Source organism: Polaribacter sp. KT25b (assembly GCF_900105145.1).
Classification (GTDB): Bacteria; Bacteroidota; Bacteroidia; order Flavobacteriales; family Flavobacteriaceae; genus Polaribacter.
In genome coordinates this window covers 2,457,630-2,471,721 of the sequence record NZ_LT629752.1, presented here as the reverse complement: position 1 = coordinate 2,471,721, position 14,092 = coordinate 2,457,630, and the positions used below count along the sequence as shown (strand labels likewise).

At 28.7% G+C, this 14,092-nt stretch carries 13 protein-coding genes; 1 reads left to right on the top strand and 12 read right to left on the bottom strand.

What is annotated here, in order from left to right; translation table 11 throughout:
• The 8 genes from BLT70_RS10670 to BLT70_RS10635 all read right to left on the bottom strand — a co-directional run bounded on the left by BLT70_RS10670 (position 1) and on the right by BLT70_RS10635 (position 8,464).
• Complete coding sequence (locus BLT70_RS10670) at positions 1 to 2,298, bottom strand: FdhF/YdeP family oxidoreductase (protein WP_091894260.1); 2,298 nt, start codon at positions 2,296 to 2,298, stop codon at positions 1 to 3.
• Positions 2,291 to 3,094 (bottom strand): formate dehydrogenase accessory sulfurtransferase FdhD, encoded by an 804-nt coding sequence (fdhD, locus tag BLT70_RS10665; RefSeq protein ID WP_091894258.1) that lies wholly within the window; start codon positions 3,092 to 3,094, stop codon positions 2,291 to 2,293. The genes BLT70_RS10670 and fdhD overlap by 8 nt, the downstream gene beginning before the upstream one ends.
• Positions 3,095 to 3,171: 77 nt before the next feature.
• A complete protein-coding gene (locus BLT70_RS10660; protein ID WP_091894256.1) occupies positions 3,172 to 4,347 on the bottom strand; it encodes a class I SAM-dependent methyltransferase in 1,176 nt (391 codons plus the stop codon).
• A 6-nt stretch (positions 4,348 to 4,353) separates the two neighbouring features.
• Complete coding sequence (locus BLT70_RS10655; RefSeq protein ID WP_091894254.1) at positions 4,354 to 5,439, bottom strand: AI-2E family transporter; 1,086 nt, start codon at positions 5,437 to 5,439, stop codon at positions 4,354 to 4,356.
• The gene (locus BLT70_RS10650) at positions 5,439 to 6,716 is read right to left on the bottom strand and encodes a hypothetical protein (RefSeq protein WP_091894252.1); all 1,278 of its coding nucleotides are present in this window, start codon (positions 6,714 to 6,716) and stop codon (positions 5,439 to 5,441) included. Before BLT70_RS10650 ends, BLT70_RS10655 begins: the two co-directional genes overlap by 1 nt.
• A 52-nt stretch (positions 6,717 to 6,768) precedes the next feature.
• Positions 6,769 to 7,428, bottom strand: coding sequence for a pyridoxamine 5'-phosphate oxidase family protein (locus BLT70_RS10645; protein ID WP_091894250.1), 660 nt, complete (start codon positions 7,426 to 7,428; stop codon positions 6,769 to 6,771).
• Positions 7,429 to 7,430: 2 nt separating this feature from the next.
• A complete protein-coding gene (locus tag BLT70_RS10640) occupies positions 7,431 to 7,946 on the bottom strand; it encodes a GNAT family N-acetyltransferase (RefSeq protein ID WP_091894248.1) in 516 nt (171 codons plus the stop codon).
• The gene (locus tag BLT70_RS10635; protein ID WP_091894247.1) at positions 7,946 to 8,464 is read right to left on the bottom strand and encodes a DinB family protein; all 519 of its coding nucleotides are present in this window, start codon (positions 8,462 to 8,464) and stop codon (positions 7,946 to 7,948) included. The genes BLT70_RS10640 and BLT70_RS10635 overlap by 1 nt, the downstream gene beginning before the upstream one ends.
• 83 nt (positions 8,465 to 8,547) lie before the next feature.
• Here BLT70_RS10635 and BLT70_RS10630 point away from each other — a divergent pair, with 83 nt between their 5' ends.
• Positions 8,548 to 10,029, top strand: coding sequence for a PLP-dependent aminotransferase family protein (locus BLT70_RS10630; protein ID WP_091894245.1), 1,482 nt, complete (start codon positions 8,548 to 8,550; stop codon positions 10,027 to 10,029).
• A gap of 133 nt (positions 10,030 to 10,162) precedes the next feature.
• On the opposite strand, the gene BLT70_RS10625 is transcribed toward BLT70_RS10630, so the two are convergent.
• The 4 genes from BLT70_RS10625 to BLT70_RS10610 form a co-directional block, all read right to left on the bottom strand.
• Positions 10,163 to 11,026: an RluA family pseudouridine synthase gene (locus BLT70_RS10625; RefSeq protein WP_091894243.1), complete on the bottom strand. Its 864-nt coding sequence runs from the start codon at positions 11,024 to 11,026 to the stop codon at positions 10,163 to 10,165.
• The gene (locus BLT70_RS10620) at positions 11,026 to 11,442 is read right to left on the bottom strand and encodes a VOC family protein (RefSeq protein ID WP_091894241.1); all 417 of its coding nucleotides are present in this window, start codon (positions 11,440 to 11,442) and stop codon (positions 11,026 to 11,028) included. Before BLT70_RS10620 ends, BLT70_RS10625 begins: the two co-directional genes overlap by 1 nt.
• Before the next feature lie 218 nt (positions 11,443 to 11,660).
• Positions 11,661 to 13,352, bottom strand: a complete 1,692-nt coding sequence (ggt, locus tag BLT70_RS10615) for a gamma-glutamyltransferase (protein ID WP_091894239.1) — start codon at positions 13,350 to 13,352, stop codon at positions 11,661 to 11,663.
• A 101-nt stretch (positions 13,353 to 13,453) separates the two neighbouring features.
• The gene (locus tag BLT70_RS10610) at positions 13,454 to 14,002 is read right to left on the bottom strand and encodes an ACP phosphodiesterase (protein ID WP_091894237.1); all 549 of its coding nucleotides are present in this window, start codon (positions 14,000 to 14,002) and stop codon (positions 13,454 to 13,456) included.
• Between the last annotated feature and the right edge of the window lie 90 nt (positions 14,003 to 14,092).

The window sequence follows — 14,092 nt, the reverse complement described above, 5'->3', positions numbered from 1 at the left end:
TTAAATTTCTCTCTTTTTAATAGTAATAATTACTGTTTTTGAAGCAGGTGTATTGCTAATATCTGCTTTGCTTTTTAACGGAACTAACACATTTGCCTCAGGGAAATAAGTAGCCGTACATTGTTTTGGAATACTATACGGAATTGCCAAAAAACCTTTAGCCTCTCTTTTTTCGTTATTAAAATGACTCGTTAAATCTACCAAATCTAATTTTTGTAAACCTAAAGTTTTCATGTCATCCGGATTCATGAAAACAACTCTTCTTTCATTTAAAACACCTCTATATCTATCATTTAAACCATAAATTGTGGTATTAAATTGATCGTGAGTTCTAATTGTCATCATTATAAATTGATTGTTTTCTAACTCAATTTCTGATGGTTTATTAATACTAAAATTAGCTTTATTGGTTTTAGTTGTTTCAAAATTATTATCTCTTGCATTGTTTGGTAAATAAAATCCGCCTTTAATTCGAACTCGTTTATTATAGTTTTCGAAACCAGGAATTGTAGCTTCAATTTTTCTTCTAATTAAATCATAATTAGACATTAACTCAATCCAATCTGTGTTCGATCTTTTTAAAGTAAAGTTAGCCAAATTGGCAACAATAGCAGTTTCGCTCAATAATTTATCAAAACAAGGTTCTAAATGTCCTCTTGATTGCTGTACAACTCCCATAGAATTTTCTACAGAAACAAACTGTTCTCCTGTAACTTGATAATCTTTTTCAGAACGCCCTAAACAAGGTAGTATTAATGCTTTTTTACCTGTAATTAAATGACTTCTATTTAATTTTGTAGATACTTGAACCGTTAATTTACAATTGCGCAAAGCATCTGCAGTAAATTCTGTATCTGGCGTTGCAGAAACAAAATTACCACCCATTCCAAAAAATACTTTTGCTTTTTTCTGATGCATGGCTTCGATAGCTTCAACAACATCAAAACCAAATCTTCTAGGCGCTTTAAACTTAAATTCTTTTTCTAAATTGTCTAAAAATGAAGATGGTGGTCTTTCCCAAATCCCCATAGTTCTGTCTCCTTGCACATTAGAATGACCACGAACAGGACAAGTTCCTGCTCCTTTTTTACCAATACTTCCTTTTAGTAATAAAATATTTACAACTTCACGAATATTATCAACCCCATTTTTATGTTGTGTTAAACCCATTGCCCAACAAATAATAATTTTTTCATTGTTGATAATCAATTCTGTGGCATTTTTTATTTCATTTAATGATAAACCAGTTTGAGGTACTAATTCATCAATAGAATACGTATCTAAATCTTTTAATAAGTCTTCAATTCCCGCTGTTTTTTCGTTGATAAATTGATGATTAAAAACAGAATTTGGTTTTAAATCCTCTTGTTCTTTCATCAATTTTAAGATGATTTTTAACAAAGCAACATCTCCGTTTATTTTTACTTGCAAAAACAAATCTGTTAAATCTTGCCCTTTTCCTAACCATTTTAAAGGATTTTGAGGCTCTTTATAATTCATTAATCCAACTTCTGGCAACGGATTAATTGTTATAATTTTACCGCCTTTCTTTTTTGTTTCGCTTAAAGCAGATAACATTCTTGGATGATTTGTACCGGGATTTTGCCCAATTACAATCACCAAATCAGCATGATTAAAATCGTCTAAAGTTACAGAGCCTTTACCAATTCCTAAAGTTTGAGAAAGTGCTACGCCACTAGATTCGTGGCACATATTAGAACAATCTGGTAAATTATTTGTCCCAAATTCACGCACAAACAATTGATACAAAAAAGCAGCTTCATTACTGGTTCTTCCAGATGTGTAAAAAATAGCTTCATCAGGAGAATCAAGTCCATTTAATTCATCAGCAATCAGTTTAAAAGCTTTTCCCCAAGAAATTTCTTCGTAGTGTGTTTTTCCTTCAGGTAAATACATAGGATGTGTAATTCGCCCACTTTTACCAATTTCATAATCAGATAATTTTGCTAATTCTTCAACGGAATGTGTTGTAAAAAATAAGGGAGAAACTTTATTTTTAGTTGCTTCTTCAGCAATAGCTTTTGCACCGTTTTCACAATATTCAGCTAAAAAAGCACGTTTTTCATCAGGATCTGGCCAAGCACAACCTGGGCAATCAAAACCATTTTTCTGATTTAATTTTGATAATAAACTAAGCCCTTTTATAATGCCAACTTCATCTTTTACATGTGTTAACGCAGATTTTATTGCTTTTACACCAACAGAAGATTTTGGAACATCAGTAAGCTCAATTCCTGTTAATTTTTCTGGTGGTTGTGCAGCTGTTTTTTTAGACATTTTCTAATTTTTTTAGATAATTTGGGTTCGCATAAATAGTCATTTTGTTATCTCTTGAAAAGCCGATTAAACAAATTCCGAATTCTTTAGCAAAATCTACAGCTAAAGAAGAACAAGCAGAAACTGCCACAATAATGGGTATTTTTGCAATAAAAGCTTTGCTTACAATTTCGTAAGAAACTCTGCCACTAACTAATAAATAATTCGCTTTTTTTAAAATTTCTTTTTGTAATAAATCTCCCACAGTTTTATCAACAGCATTGTGTCTGCCAATATCTTCTTTTATGCTTAATAAATCTTGATTTTTATCAAAAATTGCAGCAGCATGACTGCCTCCAGTTTTTTTAAAAGTCTCTTGAAAAGCACTCATTTTAGCAAACATTTTATATACTTTTTCTGATGAAAAAAATGTGCTTTCTAGTTTTTCTCCATCCACTTTTAAATCCTTTAATTCTTTTTTACCACAAATTCCGCAAGAAGAAACAGACAGTAAAGTTCTTTTATTTAAATAGCCTTTTCCTAAATCTTCTTTAGAAATAGTTACATTTATAATCGTAGGGGTTTTAGCGTCTTCTTTAATTATTTTATACGATAAAGGGATTATTTTTTTATAAATATCTTCTGCAAAAAGTAAACCTCTAATTAGTTCAAAATCATCGTTTGGCGTTCTCATAACAACTGTATAAGCCTCGTTATTAATGTTTATTTGAAGCGGTGCTTCTACCACCAAAAAGTCTTCAGTTTTTAACTGATTAGAGAACGATAATTTTAAACCTTGATATGATGTTGTTTGCATAAATATGAAAGTAATGCTTTCTACACAAACTTACTAAAAATGTAATAGCTTTTAAAATCTAGTTACTTTAATTGATTTTAACTTTTAGAACAAAGAATACAAATTAATTTATTTTGAATGTTTGTTGTAAAAAATAAATAGCTATTTCCACCATCTTTTAAATTGGTTTCTTTTCTTATTTGGGCAACAGTTTTTGGAAAGTTTCTAGTAGTAATATTGGCTTTATTAGTAGGTATTAATCTTTTAATTTTTTTCTTATCGTAGTTTAAAATCGCTATTATTTTAAAACATCTTCCAGGAAAATCAATTAATTTTTCTGATGTATATAAATGTGAATGTTGATGAATTTTAAAGATATTTAATTGTGTTGCTATTTGATGAAATGCACCAGATTTTAAAATAGCAGCATTTGGTTCATACAAATAGGTAAGAGGTTCTGCATAATTTGAAGTTATAACTTCATTAAGATTAAATTCAAATTGCTGTGCATTGTTATTTATACTATTGATGGTTTTTATTTTGATGCTTTTATCGTAGTTTTTTTCTAATAAAAAAAGCACTTCTTTTACTTCATTTTTTATAGCAATTACATGAATTTCTTTTACAAATTTTAATTCTGATATTGCACTTGAAATATCTAAAATAGGTGAGTTTTTAATAAGAATTTGATTGCTTTTAGAAAAAAGAAAATCGATAATTTCTGGCACATTTGGCAAGCAATCTTTTAGTAAAAAAACTTTTCCTTTTATATCATTTCTTCTTGATGGATCTATATAAATACAATCGAAAGTTTGAGCTGATTTTTTAAGAAAATCAATTCCATCACCAGAAAAAGTATCAATATTTTCTACTTTTAATTGTTGATAATTATGCTTTACAATTGTTGATAACTCCTTATTTATCTCACAATGAAAAACACTTTTAAATTGCTTGGAAAAATAAAAACAATCTACACCAAAACCACCTGTAATATCTATTATTGAATCTCCTTTTACGAGATTAGATTTGTAATTTGCAGTAATTTCTGATGAGGTTTGTTCAATGCTAATTTTTGGCGGATAATAAATATTTTCTGTAGCAAACCAAGTAGCTAATTTATGTTCAGATTTTTGTTTTGCAACAATTTGATTCGCCAATTCTTGTGTAGAAATTTTATCAAAAGGACTTCCTTTTAAAATCAGTTTTGTAATATCTGACTTTAAATTATCAACAATAAATTGCTGAACTTCTGGTTGTAAAATAGCTAATTTCAAATTCTGTTAAATATCTTTCGTTAAGGATTTTACAATTTTATTTTCTGATAAAAATTCTTTTAAAATCACTTTTAAAGCAGTATATAATGGTACAGCAGTTATCATACCTACAACACCAAATAAAATTCCACAAATAACAATTATTAAAAAAATTTCTAAAGGATGAGATTTTGTTGTTCTAGAAAAAATTACTGGCTGACTTACAAAATTATCTAATAATTGTGCCAATCCGTAGCAAAATAAAATCCATAAAGAAGTTGGTAAAATTTCTGATTGAAAATCTAAACCAATGTTACTTGTCATTGATAAGAAAAACATTAAAATACCACCAATTAATGGACCAACATAAGGAATTAAGTTTAACAAAGCGCATAAAAAAGCGATGACAACAGCGTTTGAAATTCCGAAAATTAATAAAATAATTGTATAAATAACAAACAGAATTGTAATTTGAAAAATTAAGCCAATAAAATACCTTGACAGTAAATTGTTTATAGTTTCTAAAGATTTAGAGAATCTGCCCTCAGAATTATTACTTGGCATTAGTGTTAGCAATCCTTTTTTAAGTAATTGACTGTCTTTCATCAGAAAAAATGAAATAAACAAAACAGATAATAATCCTACACTTAAAGAACCTAAGGCGCCAATTATTGAGTTTAAAATATTAGGAATTGTTTTAAATTGAGAAACAAAATCAAAGTTTTCAAATTTTTGCAAAACATCTATTCCTTTTGATGAAAAATAAGCTGTAATTTGATTAAAAATATCTTGAATTTTTGCTTGTAAAACATCTACTTCTAGTAGCGATAAACTTTTTCCTTGTTCTAAAACTAAAGGAATAAACAAAACCACTAAACCAGTTAATAAACTAAGCATTAATATCATTGTAGAAATTACCGCAATTGTGTTTGGAAATTTTAATTTATTTCTTAAAAATAAAATTATAGGTCTACCGATTAATGATAAAACAGCAGCAATAATAATATAGATAATTACAGATTGAATTTTTACTAAAAAATACAATAAAAGTAAAATTCCTACGACAATTGCAAGCGCTCTTAAAATTCCGTTTGAAATATGTTTTGAGGTCATTAGTTGTATGCTTTTACGTCTCCCATGCTTAATTTTTTTCCGCTATCAAATGTGTGATTTGTTGGTAATAATGTGCCACTTTCTGTTGTAATCCAATCTTGCCAAGTAGCATTTACGCCATTCATTTTCATACTTGGAACATTCATTTTATAACTTTTAGGAATGTTATTTTCGTCTAAAATCCAAATATATGAATCTCCAGGAGTTGAGCCACCAGTTGTGTAAGTAACTTTTAGGGCGTTTTTATTATTAATAGAAACAATATTTCTAATAGTTCCGTAATCAAATAATTTATGCGGAGCAACTAACCAAAAAGAATCGTTATTAAAAATATCCCAAGCTCTTTTTACAATTTTAGTATCAGCAATTTCTTGCTTTTTTTCATTGTAAAAAACCGTACTTTTTTCTTTTTCCTGCGGATGTAAATTTACACGAATTGTATCCCAAGAAACATCTACAATATGTTTTTCTTTATCCCATTTAAAAGAACGTTTACCAGCAAAACTCCATTCTATAAAACGAGTATTTTCATAATTTTTATGCTTAATGGCTTTTAAAACAATATTAGCCAAAACATCTGCTTTTTCGTTATAGGCTTTTACATTGCCCATTGGTATTTCTAATCCAAATAAAGAAAGTGTATGTTTTGTAGGTAATTTTATACCAGATTTTGTGTTTTTTAAATCAGACCAAGTTGCAGAAACGCCACCAATAGGAATTATTGAAGTCCACATTTTAAAAGAAGTTGGCAAATAGTTTTCATCTAAAATCCATAAATAAGAATCACCTGGAGTAGAGCCACCAGAAGTGTAAGTTATTAAAAGTGCATCTTGGTCTTCGTGTTTTACAATGCTTCTTTCTGTACCACCATCAAAAATTTTATAAGGTGCAATTAACCAAAAAGAATCGTTGTTAAAAAAATCTTGTGCTTTTTTAACGATTTCTTTGTTGTCAGTAAGTTTACCATCAATATAAACTTCAGATTTTTCTATTTCTTTAGTGTGTAGCGTTACTTTGTATTGCGCCCAAGAAATATGTACAATATTTTCTTTTTTATACCAAGTATAGTGGTGTTCGTTTCTAAAACTCCATTTTAAAACTTCGGTATTTTCATAAGCTTCATGGTTTAATGCATCAAACATTTTAGTTGCCAAAGCCTCAGCTTCTTTTCCTTTTTTACCTTTTGGTAAAGCTTCATTATTTACAAAATAATAAATAGTAATAGCAGCAATTATAAGTAATAATATAATTCCGATAAATTTAAAAAGCTTCTTCATTTTTATAAATTAAAAAATCAGAAGCTAAAATATCATTTTTTAAAAGAAGAAACTATTTGTTGGCTTCATAATAATCTAAAATGTGTTTTGGTATTTCCATTTGCTGTGGTTTTCCTTTATCTGCAATCGGGTATTCTGCGACTTGTTTTACAGGTACAATTCCTGCCCAAACATCTTCATTATAATCTTCTGGCTCATCAGCAACACCTGTTTCTCTTACTTTTGCAGAAGCAGTTTCAATCGTAAATTCTACTACCAAAGTTCTGTCTAATTCCTTTTGATTCATCGGTCTCAAAGAATCCCATTGATTGGGCACCATTTGATTGACAATCCATTTTAAAATTTCGGTTTTATCAGCTTCTTCTTCCACTTTTTGTAAACTTCCAAACAGCGTAACAGATCTATAATTTACAGAATGATGAAAACCAGAACGAGCCAAAACCAATCCGTCTAAATGCATGACAGTTATTGATGTTTCTCCGCTTTCTAAAATAGAAAGTAACATTCGGTTTGCAGTAGAACCGTGAATGTAAATTTTATCATCTTGTCTAGCATATGCCATCGGAATTGTAATTGGTTTTCCTTCGTAGATATAACCTACATAACATAAAAAACCAGCATCTAAAATAGTGTTGATTTTATCAACATCATAAGTAGCTCTATTTGCACCTCTTTTAACACGATTTAATTTTGATTTTTGATATTCTTCCATAATTATAGTTCTTTGGCAAAAATTAAGTTTTCATAATTTGTTTCTCCTACAAAAAAATCGATGCTTCCAACTTCTTTAAAACCGTATTTTTGATAAAATTTAATTCCTTTTATATTTTTATAATAAGCAGTTAACCAAATTGTTTTAAATTGTAAATCGATTGCTTTTTGTAGAATAAGATCTTGTAATTGAGAACCAATTTTTAAGTTGATAAAATCATTTAAAATATACAATCTTTGTAATTTACAGAAATTTGTGTCTTTAGAATCAGCATAATTTACATTTAAAGAAAGCTTTGCAAAACCGATTGGTAATTCATCAATAAAAACAATCCAAAATAAATTATTTTCATCATTTATTTCTGACTTAATTTGAGCTACAGCATAATACTTTTTATAAAAATCTAATAAATTTTGTTTGTCTTCTATAAAATTTCCATGAGATTCTGTGTAGGTAATTCTACCTAACAAAGCAATATGTGTTGCATCGTTACTATTTGCTCTTCTAATTTCTAACATTATAAATATCTTTCTTTTATGATTTCTATATGCCAAACACTGTGTCCTAAAAGAATAAAAGCACAAGCTCTTGCAGAAATTGTAGAGTCGCTTGCAGTTCCTAAATTTTTTAAGTTTTCTTTAGAAATACTTTTAATTAAATTTAACGAAGACAAACGAGTGATAGAAAATTCTTCAATTAAGTCTTCCATCGATTTTTTATTAGCTTCAGATGGTGCTATGTAATCATCTTGCTCATATCCAGGAAAAGCAGTTTTGTCGTTTCTGGCAATACAAAATAAACGATAGATAAAAACACGTTCAGTATCTATAATATGCTGCAAAACTTCTTTAATTGTCCATTTTTCAGGTTGATATCTAAATTCTTGTTTTTCTTTAGGAATGGTATTAAAAAAGTCGACTACCATTTTTTTATCAACTTCAAAACCAATATTTAATTCGATGTTTTCATCTACTTTATCAATATATCTAGCGTAATATTCGTGGTATTCTTTAGGTTGCAAATCTTTTTTATTCATAATTAGTTGTTTTGTTTATCAAAAATACTATATTTATGGACTCTTGTAATCGTCCAGAATTAAAATAAATAATAGTCCAGTTTATGTTTCCATATAAAACCAGCTTTCAGTTAAATAGAAAAAGTAAACAAGCTCTTTATTTACAGTTATCTAATCAATTTATAGCATTGATTAAAGAACGAAAATTAATACCAGAAACAAAGTTGCCAGGAAGTAGAACATTGTCAGAAATGCTGCAAGTACACAGAAAAACGGTTGTGGCTTGTTATGAGGAATTATTGTTGCAAGGTTGGGTAGAAAGTATTTCTAAAAAAGGAACGTTTATCAATGCAAAACTACCAGAATTACATCAACAAGAATTTATATCAAAAAAAGAGATTTTACCTATAAGTAATATTGGATTTCAATTTTATAAAGACAAATCCTTAGAAAGAATATCGCCAGAAATTAAAGAGGGTTTTATGTATTTAAATGATGGTGTTTCTGATGCAAGATTAACGCCAACAGAAGATTTGGCAAGAACTTATAGGCGGATTTGTAGTAGAAAAGATATTTATAAAGAAATGTCTTATGGATCACTTTTTGGGAATGAAAAATTACGGATTACGTTGGCAGATTACTTAAATAAAACACGTGGATTAAACATTCATAAAGACAATGTTTTGATTACCAGAGGAAGTCAAATGGGCATTTTTTTATCTGCAAAATTATTGTTACAAGAGAATGATAACATTATTGTAGGACAGACAAATTATACTTCTGCAGATACTAATTTTTTACAAAGAAAAACAAATTTGGTAAGAGTTTCGGTGGATGAAAATGGTTTGGTAACCGATGAAATTGAACAAATTTGTAAGCAAAAATCAATAAATGCAGTGTATGTAACTTCTCATCATCATCACCCTACAACAGTTACTTTATCTGCAGAAAGAAGAATTCATTTATTAAATTTAGCGAAGAAATTCAATTTTGCAATTATAGAAGATGATTACGATTATGATTTTAATTATAATCATTCGCCAATTTTACCTTTGGCAAGTCATGATATAAACGGAAACGTAATTTATATTGGCTCTGTTTGTAAAACGGTTGCGCCAGTTTTTAGAGTTGGATATGTAATTGCACCAAAAGAATTTGTAAATGAAGCAGCAAATCAACGTAGATTTATTGATAGACAAGGAGATGCTTTGTTAGAATTGACTTTTGAAGATTTTATAAAATCGGGAGATTTAGACAGACACATTAAGAAAGTGATGAAAGTTTATAAAACTAGAAGAGATTTGTTTTGTAAACTTTTAAAAGAAGAGTTTTCAACTATTTTTAATTTTGAGAAACCAAAAGGAGGAATGGCAGTTTGGATTACTTTAGATAAAAAATATTCTTGGAAAACAATATCAGAAATTGCTAAAAAACACAAACTAGAAATAGGCGAGTGGCAACGTTATGATAATGCGAATTCTGGGCATAATTCTATAAGAATGGGTTTTGCAGCGTATAATGAACAAGAAATGATTGAGTTGATAAACAGACTTTCTAAAACGATGAAGGAAGTTATTCAAATTTAAAATGTTCTCGATACAAAATTTCTGAAAAAGAAATTTCACTCGAACTGACATTACTCACAATCAGTTTAATTTACATAATATCACATCGAGTGATTTTTTATTTTCGAAAAATTGTATCGAGATGTTTTTTACTTTAATATTTAGGAAAAATCTTGGTAAATTTCTTTGGCAACTCTTTTGAAATAGATATTTTTTCTTTCGTAAACGGATGTATAAACTCTAAAGTAGCAGCGTGTAAATACAATCCTTTTCCGTTTAAAATTTTGTCATCCAAAAAGTATTCTTTGTCACCCAAAATAGGATTTCCTATTGAGAATAAATGTTTTCTTAATTGATGTTTTCTACCTGTTTTAGGCAGTAGTTTTATCAAATTTAAAAACTCAAAACGTTTAGATATTACAGATTGTAAAACGGTATAATTTGTATAAGCTTCCTTTTTATCAACAAAAGAATTGATAAAACCCTCAGAATTCATTTTACCAATAGAAATTGCAAAATAGGTTTTCTGTATTTCTTTATTCTTAAATAATTTACCTAATTCAATAATAGAAGCACTTGTTTTTCCTATTAATAAAAGTCCACTTGTTGGATAATCTAATCTGTGGATAGGTTGAGGTTTTACAGCATCAGATAAATTACTTTTTTTTAAGTTTTGTGTTAATCCATTTGCAATGGTTACAAATTTATTTCCGCTAACCAAAATTCCTGCAGGTTTATAAATAATAGCTAAATAATCATCTTCAAATAAAACCTCCAAATCTAGTTGTAATCTTTCAAAAGGTGATGAATTTTCAGATTCAAAAAGTTCAATTTTTTCGCCGCCAGAAATATATTTAGAGGTTGTTGCTAAAATTCCATCAATAAAAATAAGTTCTTTTTTAATGGCTTTTTTAATACCGGATTTTGTAGGAATTGTATTAAAAATCCCTACACCGTATTCTTGAAAACGAATTGGGATTTCTAATTTTTCTACAATATGAGTTTCTACTAATTGCATTATTTGGCAAACAATTGGCTCATGTCTTGAAAAGCTTTAAATTCTAAAGCATTATTTTCTGGGTCTTTAAAAAACATAGTAGCTTGTTCTCCCACTTTTCCTTTAAAACGGATGCAAGGCTCAATTTCAAATTTTGTGTTTGCAGCTTTTAATCTTTCTGATAATACATGCCAATCTTCCCAAGTTAAAACGACTCCAAAATGCGGAACAGGAACATCATGTCCATCAACAGGATTTGAAATTCTTTCCGGTTTAAAATCATCTTTTTGATGAATAACCAATTGATGTCCGAAGAAATTAAAATCGACCCAATTTTCTGTACTTCTTCCTTCTTCACAGTTTAAGATATCTCTGTAAAAAGTTCTACATTTTTCTAAATTTTGCACCGGAATTGCTAAGTGAAATGGTTGTATCATTTTTAGGTATTAGGTATTTGTTGTTAGGTATTCGTTGTTGGTTTCAATTTTTTAGCTTTGTTTAAAAGTTTAAAAGTTTAAAAGTTTAAAAGTTTAAAAGTTTAAAAGTTTTTTAGTTTGAGTTATTTTTTTTAGGAATTTTGTTTCGAGAACATTAAATGTCATAGATTTTTTAGTTTTACCTAAACCCTAAACCCTAAACCCTAAACCCTAAACCCTTAAAATCCAACTGCAGTATCATCGCCACGTTTATCTGCGCCGCCTTCTAAATTATCGTTAGGCAATACTAAAATTGCAGAAACTTTACCAATAATTCTAGAGGTAGTTTCATCAATATTATAACCTAATTTTTCTAGTTCGGTGATTGTTTTTTTATCAAAACTATTTGGTTCCATTTTAACTACATCTGGCAACCATTGATGATGAAATCTTGCTGCATTTACGGCTTCTTGCATGCCCATTTTATATTCGTGCACATTTAAAATAGTTTGTAAAACGGATGTTATAATTGTTGATCCTCCTGGAGTTCCAACAACCATAAAAAGTTTATTGTTTTTTTCTACAATTGTTGGTGTCATAGAACTTAACATTCTTTTTTCTGGTTGAATTTCATTGGCTTTTGCACCAATTAAACCAAACATATTTGGTACACCAGGTTTGCTAGAAAAATCATCCATTTCGTTGTTTAAAAAGAAACCTAATTCAGAACAATATAGTTTAGAACCATATGCTCCGTTTAGAGTTGTTGTAACAGAAACAGCATTGCCAAATTGGTCTACAATAGAATAATGTGTTGTTTCATCACTTTCTATAATTTCGATATTTCCATGTGAAACATCAGAAGATTTAGTTGCTTTTTCAAAACTAAAACCTGCCATTCTTTTATTAGAATATGCTTTTGAAATTAATTCTTGTTGCGGAATTGTTACAAAATCAGGATCGCCTAAAAAGTAACTTCTATCTGCATAAGCTCTTCTTTCTGCTTCGGTAATTAGTTGAATAGATTTTGTACTATTATGACCAAATTTATCTAAATCAAAAGGTTCTAAAGCGTTCATAATTTGCGCTAAACAAATACCACCGCTAGAAGGTGGAGACATTGAAATTATTTTTAGATCATCATAAGTAAAAGTTACAGGAGTTCTCCATTTTGCTTCGTATTTAGCTAAATCCTCTAAAGTGATAATTCCGCCATTTGCTTGAATAAATTTTACCAAACGTTTTGCTGTTTCTCCTTTATAAAATTCATCTTTTCCGTTTTTTTGAATTAAAGTTAAAGTTTCTGCTAAAGCAGGATATTTTATTGAGTCATTTTCTTGCCAATTTTTAGTAAAAAGTATAGCATCTTTATTTACTTTTAAAAACAAATCTTTATAATTTTTAATTCTCTTGGCTTGTTTATCTGTAACAATTACACCTCGTTTTGCAAGTTGAATTACAGGTTCTAAAATTTCTTTAATAGTTAATGTTCCAAATTTTTCATGAACAGCAAAAACACCAGCAACTGTTCCTGGAATTCCTATAGCAGTTGCTCCTTCTGTACTTTTGCCATCAATGATGTTGCCTTCATTATCTAAATACATGTTTTTTGTAGCTGCTAAAGGTGCTTTTTCTCTATAATCTAAACCGCCAATTTCACCATCATTTTTTCTGTAAACCATAAAACCTCCACCACCTAGATTTCCTGCAAAAGGATAAGCAACTGCTAAGGCCATTTCTGTTGCAACCATTGCGTCAAAAGCATTACCACCTTTTTTTAAAATAACTACACCAATTTTAGAAGCTTCTTCTCTAGCGGTAACTACCATTGCTTTTTGAGTAATTAAACCAGTGGTTTTTTCTTTTTTTATTTCTGATTTACAATTGACAAGTAATAATGATAGCGTAAAAAGTAGAATGTTTTTTTTCATAATTTATTAATTTTAAGCAACCAGAATAGATTTTAGGTTCTTATTATTATAAAGTTTAATTTTATTATAAGAAGGTTAAAATAAAATCAGCATAAAGATAATTACTTAATTTTAGTTAACTCTGTTAATTTCTGATTAGTGAAATATTGTAAATCTTTAAAGAATACAGTAAAATCGTCTTCGAATTCTTTGTGCAAAATTTGTAAATCTTCGATAGCTAAATTCATTTGAGATTTTCCTTTCGTTCTGTTGTTCATTCCGTTTAAAACTTTTTCAATTCCATCTTGAAATTGATAATTAAAAAGAATGTTATATTCAATCATGTATTTGATGAATTGTTGTGATTTTAAAGGTAATTCTGATGAAATTTCATCAAAAAAAAGATTGATTGCATTTGTATACACATCCAAAGGAATTGCAGAATAATCTGCCCAGTTTTTAGCTAAAAAATAATCAAAAAAAATATCGATAATTACGCCATCATAATGTCTATATCTTTCATGTAAACGTCTTTTGCTTTTTCTAACAATTTTATGAGCATCTGTAAACGTATCTATTTCTCTATGTAAAAGTATTCCTTGCTGAATTTCTTTAGAATATTCTTCATAATTATTACCTCTAATATGATCTGCAATAAAATTGCCAATCATAATATTGGGGTTATTTTGAGATAAGTAGAGGTGTGCTAAGAAATTCAAAATCCTTTTATTTTTTAAAAATTAAAAGTAAACAAAAAACAC

What these genes read in the sequence shown, in the direction of transcription:
- BLT70_RS10670 (WP_091894260.1), bottom strand. Translation starts at nt 2,298, where the DNA reads ATGTCTAAAAAAACAGCTGCACAACCACCAGAAAAATTAACAGGAATT.
- fdhD (WP_091894258.1), bottom strand. Translation starts at nt 3,094, where the DNA reads ATGCAAACAACATCATATCAAGGTTTAAAATTATCGTTCTCTAATCAG.
- BLT70_RS10655 (WP_091894254.1), bottom strand. Translation starts at nt 5,439, where the DNA reads ATGACCTCAAAACATATTTCAAACGGAATTTTAAGAGCGCTTGCAATT.
- BLT70_RS10650 (WP_091894252.1), bottom strand. Translation starts at nt 6,716, where the DNA reads ATGAAGAAGCTTTTTAAATTTATCGGAATTATATTATTACTTATAATT.
- BLT70_RS10645 (WP_091894250.1), bottom strand. Translation starts at nt 7,428, where the DNA reads ATGGAAGAATATCAAAAATCAAAATTAAATCGTGTTAAAAGAGGTGCA.
- BLT70_RS10640 (WP_091894248.1), bottom strand. Translation starts at nt 7,946, where the DNA reads ATGTTAGAAATTAGAAGAGCAAATAGTAACGATGCAACACATATTGCT.
- BLT70_RS10635 (WP_091894247.1), bottom strand. Translation starts at nt 8,464, where the DNA reads ATGAATAAAAAAGATTTGCAACCTAAAGAATACCACGAATATTACGCT.
- BLT70_RS10630 (WP_091894245.1), top strand. Translation starts at nt 8,548, where the DNA reads ATGTTTCCATATAAAACCAGCTTTCAGTTAAATAGAAAAAGTAAACAA.
- BLT70_RS10625 (WP_091894243.1), bottom strand. Translation starts at nt 11,026, where the DNA reads ATGCAATTAGTAGAAACTCATATTGTAGAAAAATTAGAAATCCCAATT.
- BLT70_RS10620 (WP_091894241.1), bottom strand. Translation starts at nt 11,442, where the DNA reads ATGATACAACCATTTCACTTAGCAATTCCGGTGCAAAATTTAGAAAAA.
- ggt (WP_091894239.1), bottom strand. Translation starts at nt 13,352, where the DNA reads ATGAAAAAAAACATTCTACTTTTTACGCTATCATTATTACTTGTCAAT.
- BLT70_RS10610 (WP_091894237.1), bottom strand. Translation starts at nt 14,002, where the DNA reads ATGATTGGCAATTTTATTGCAGATCATATTAGAGGTAATAATTATGAA.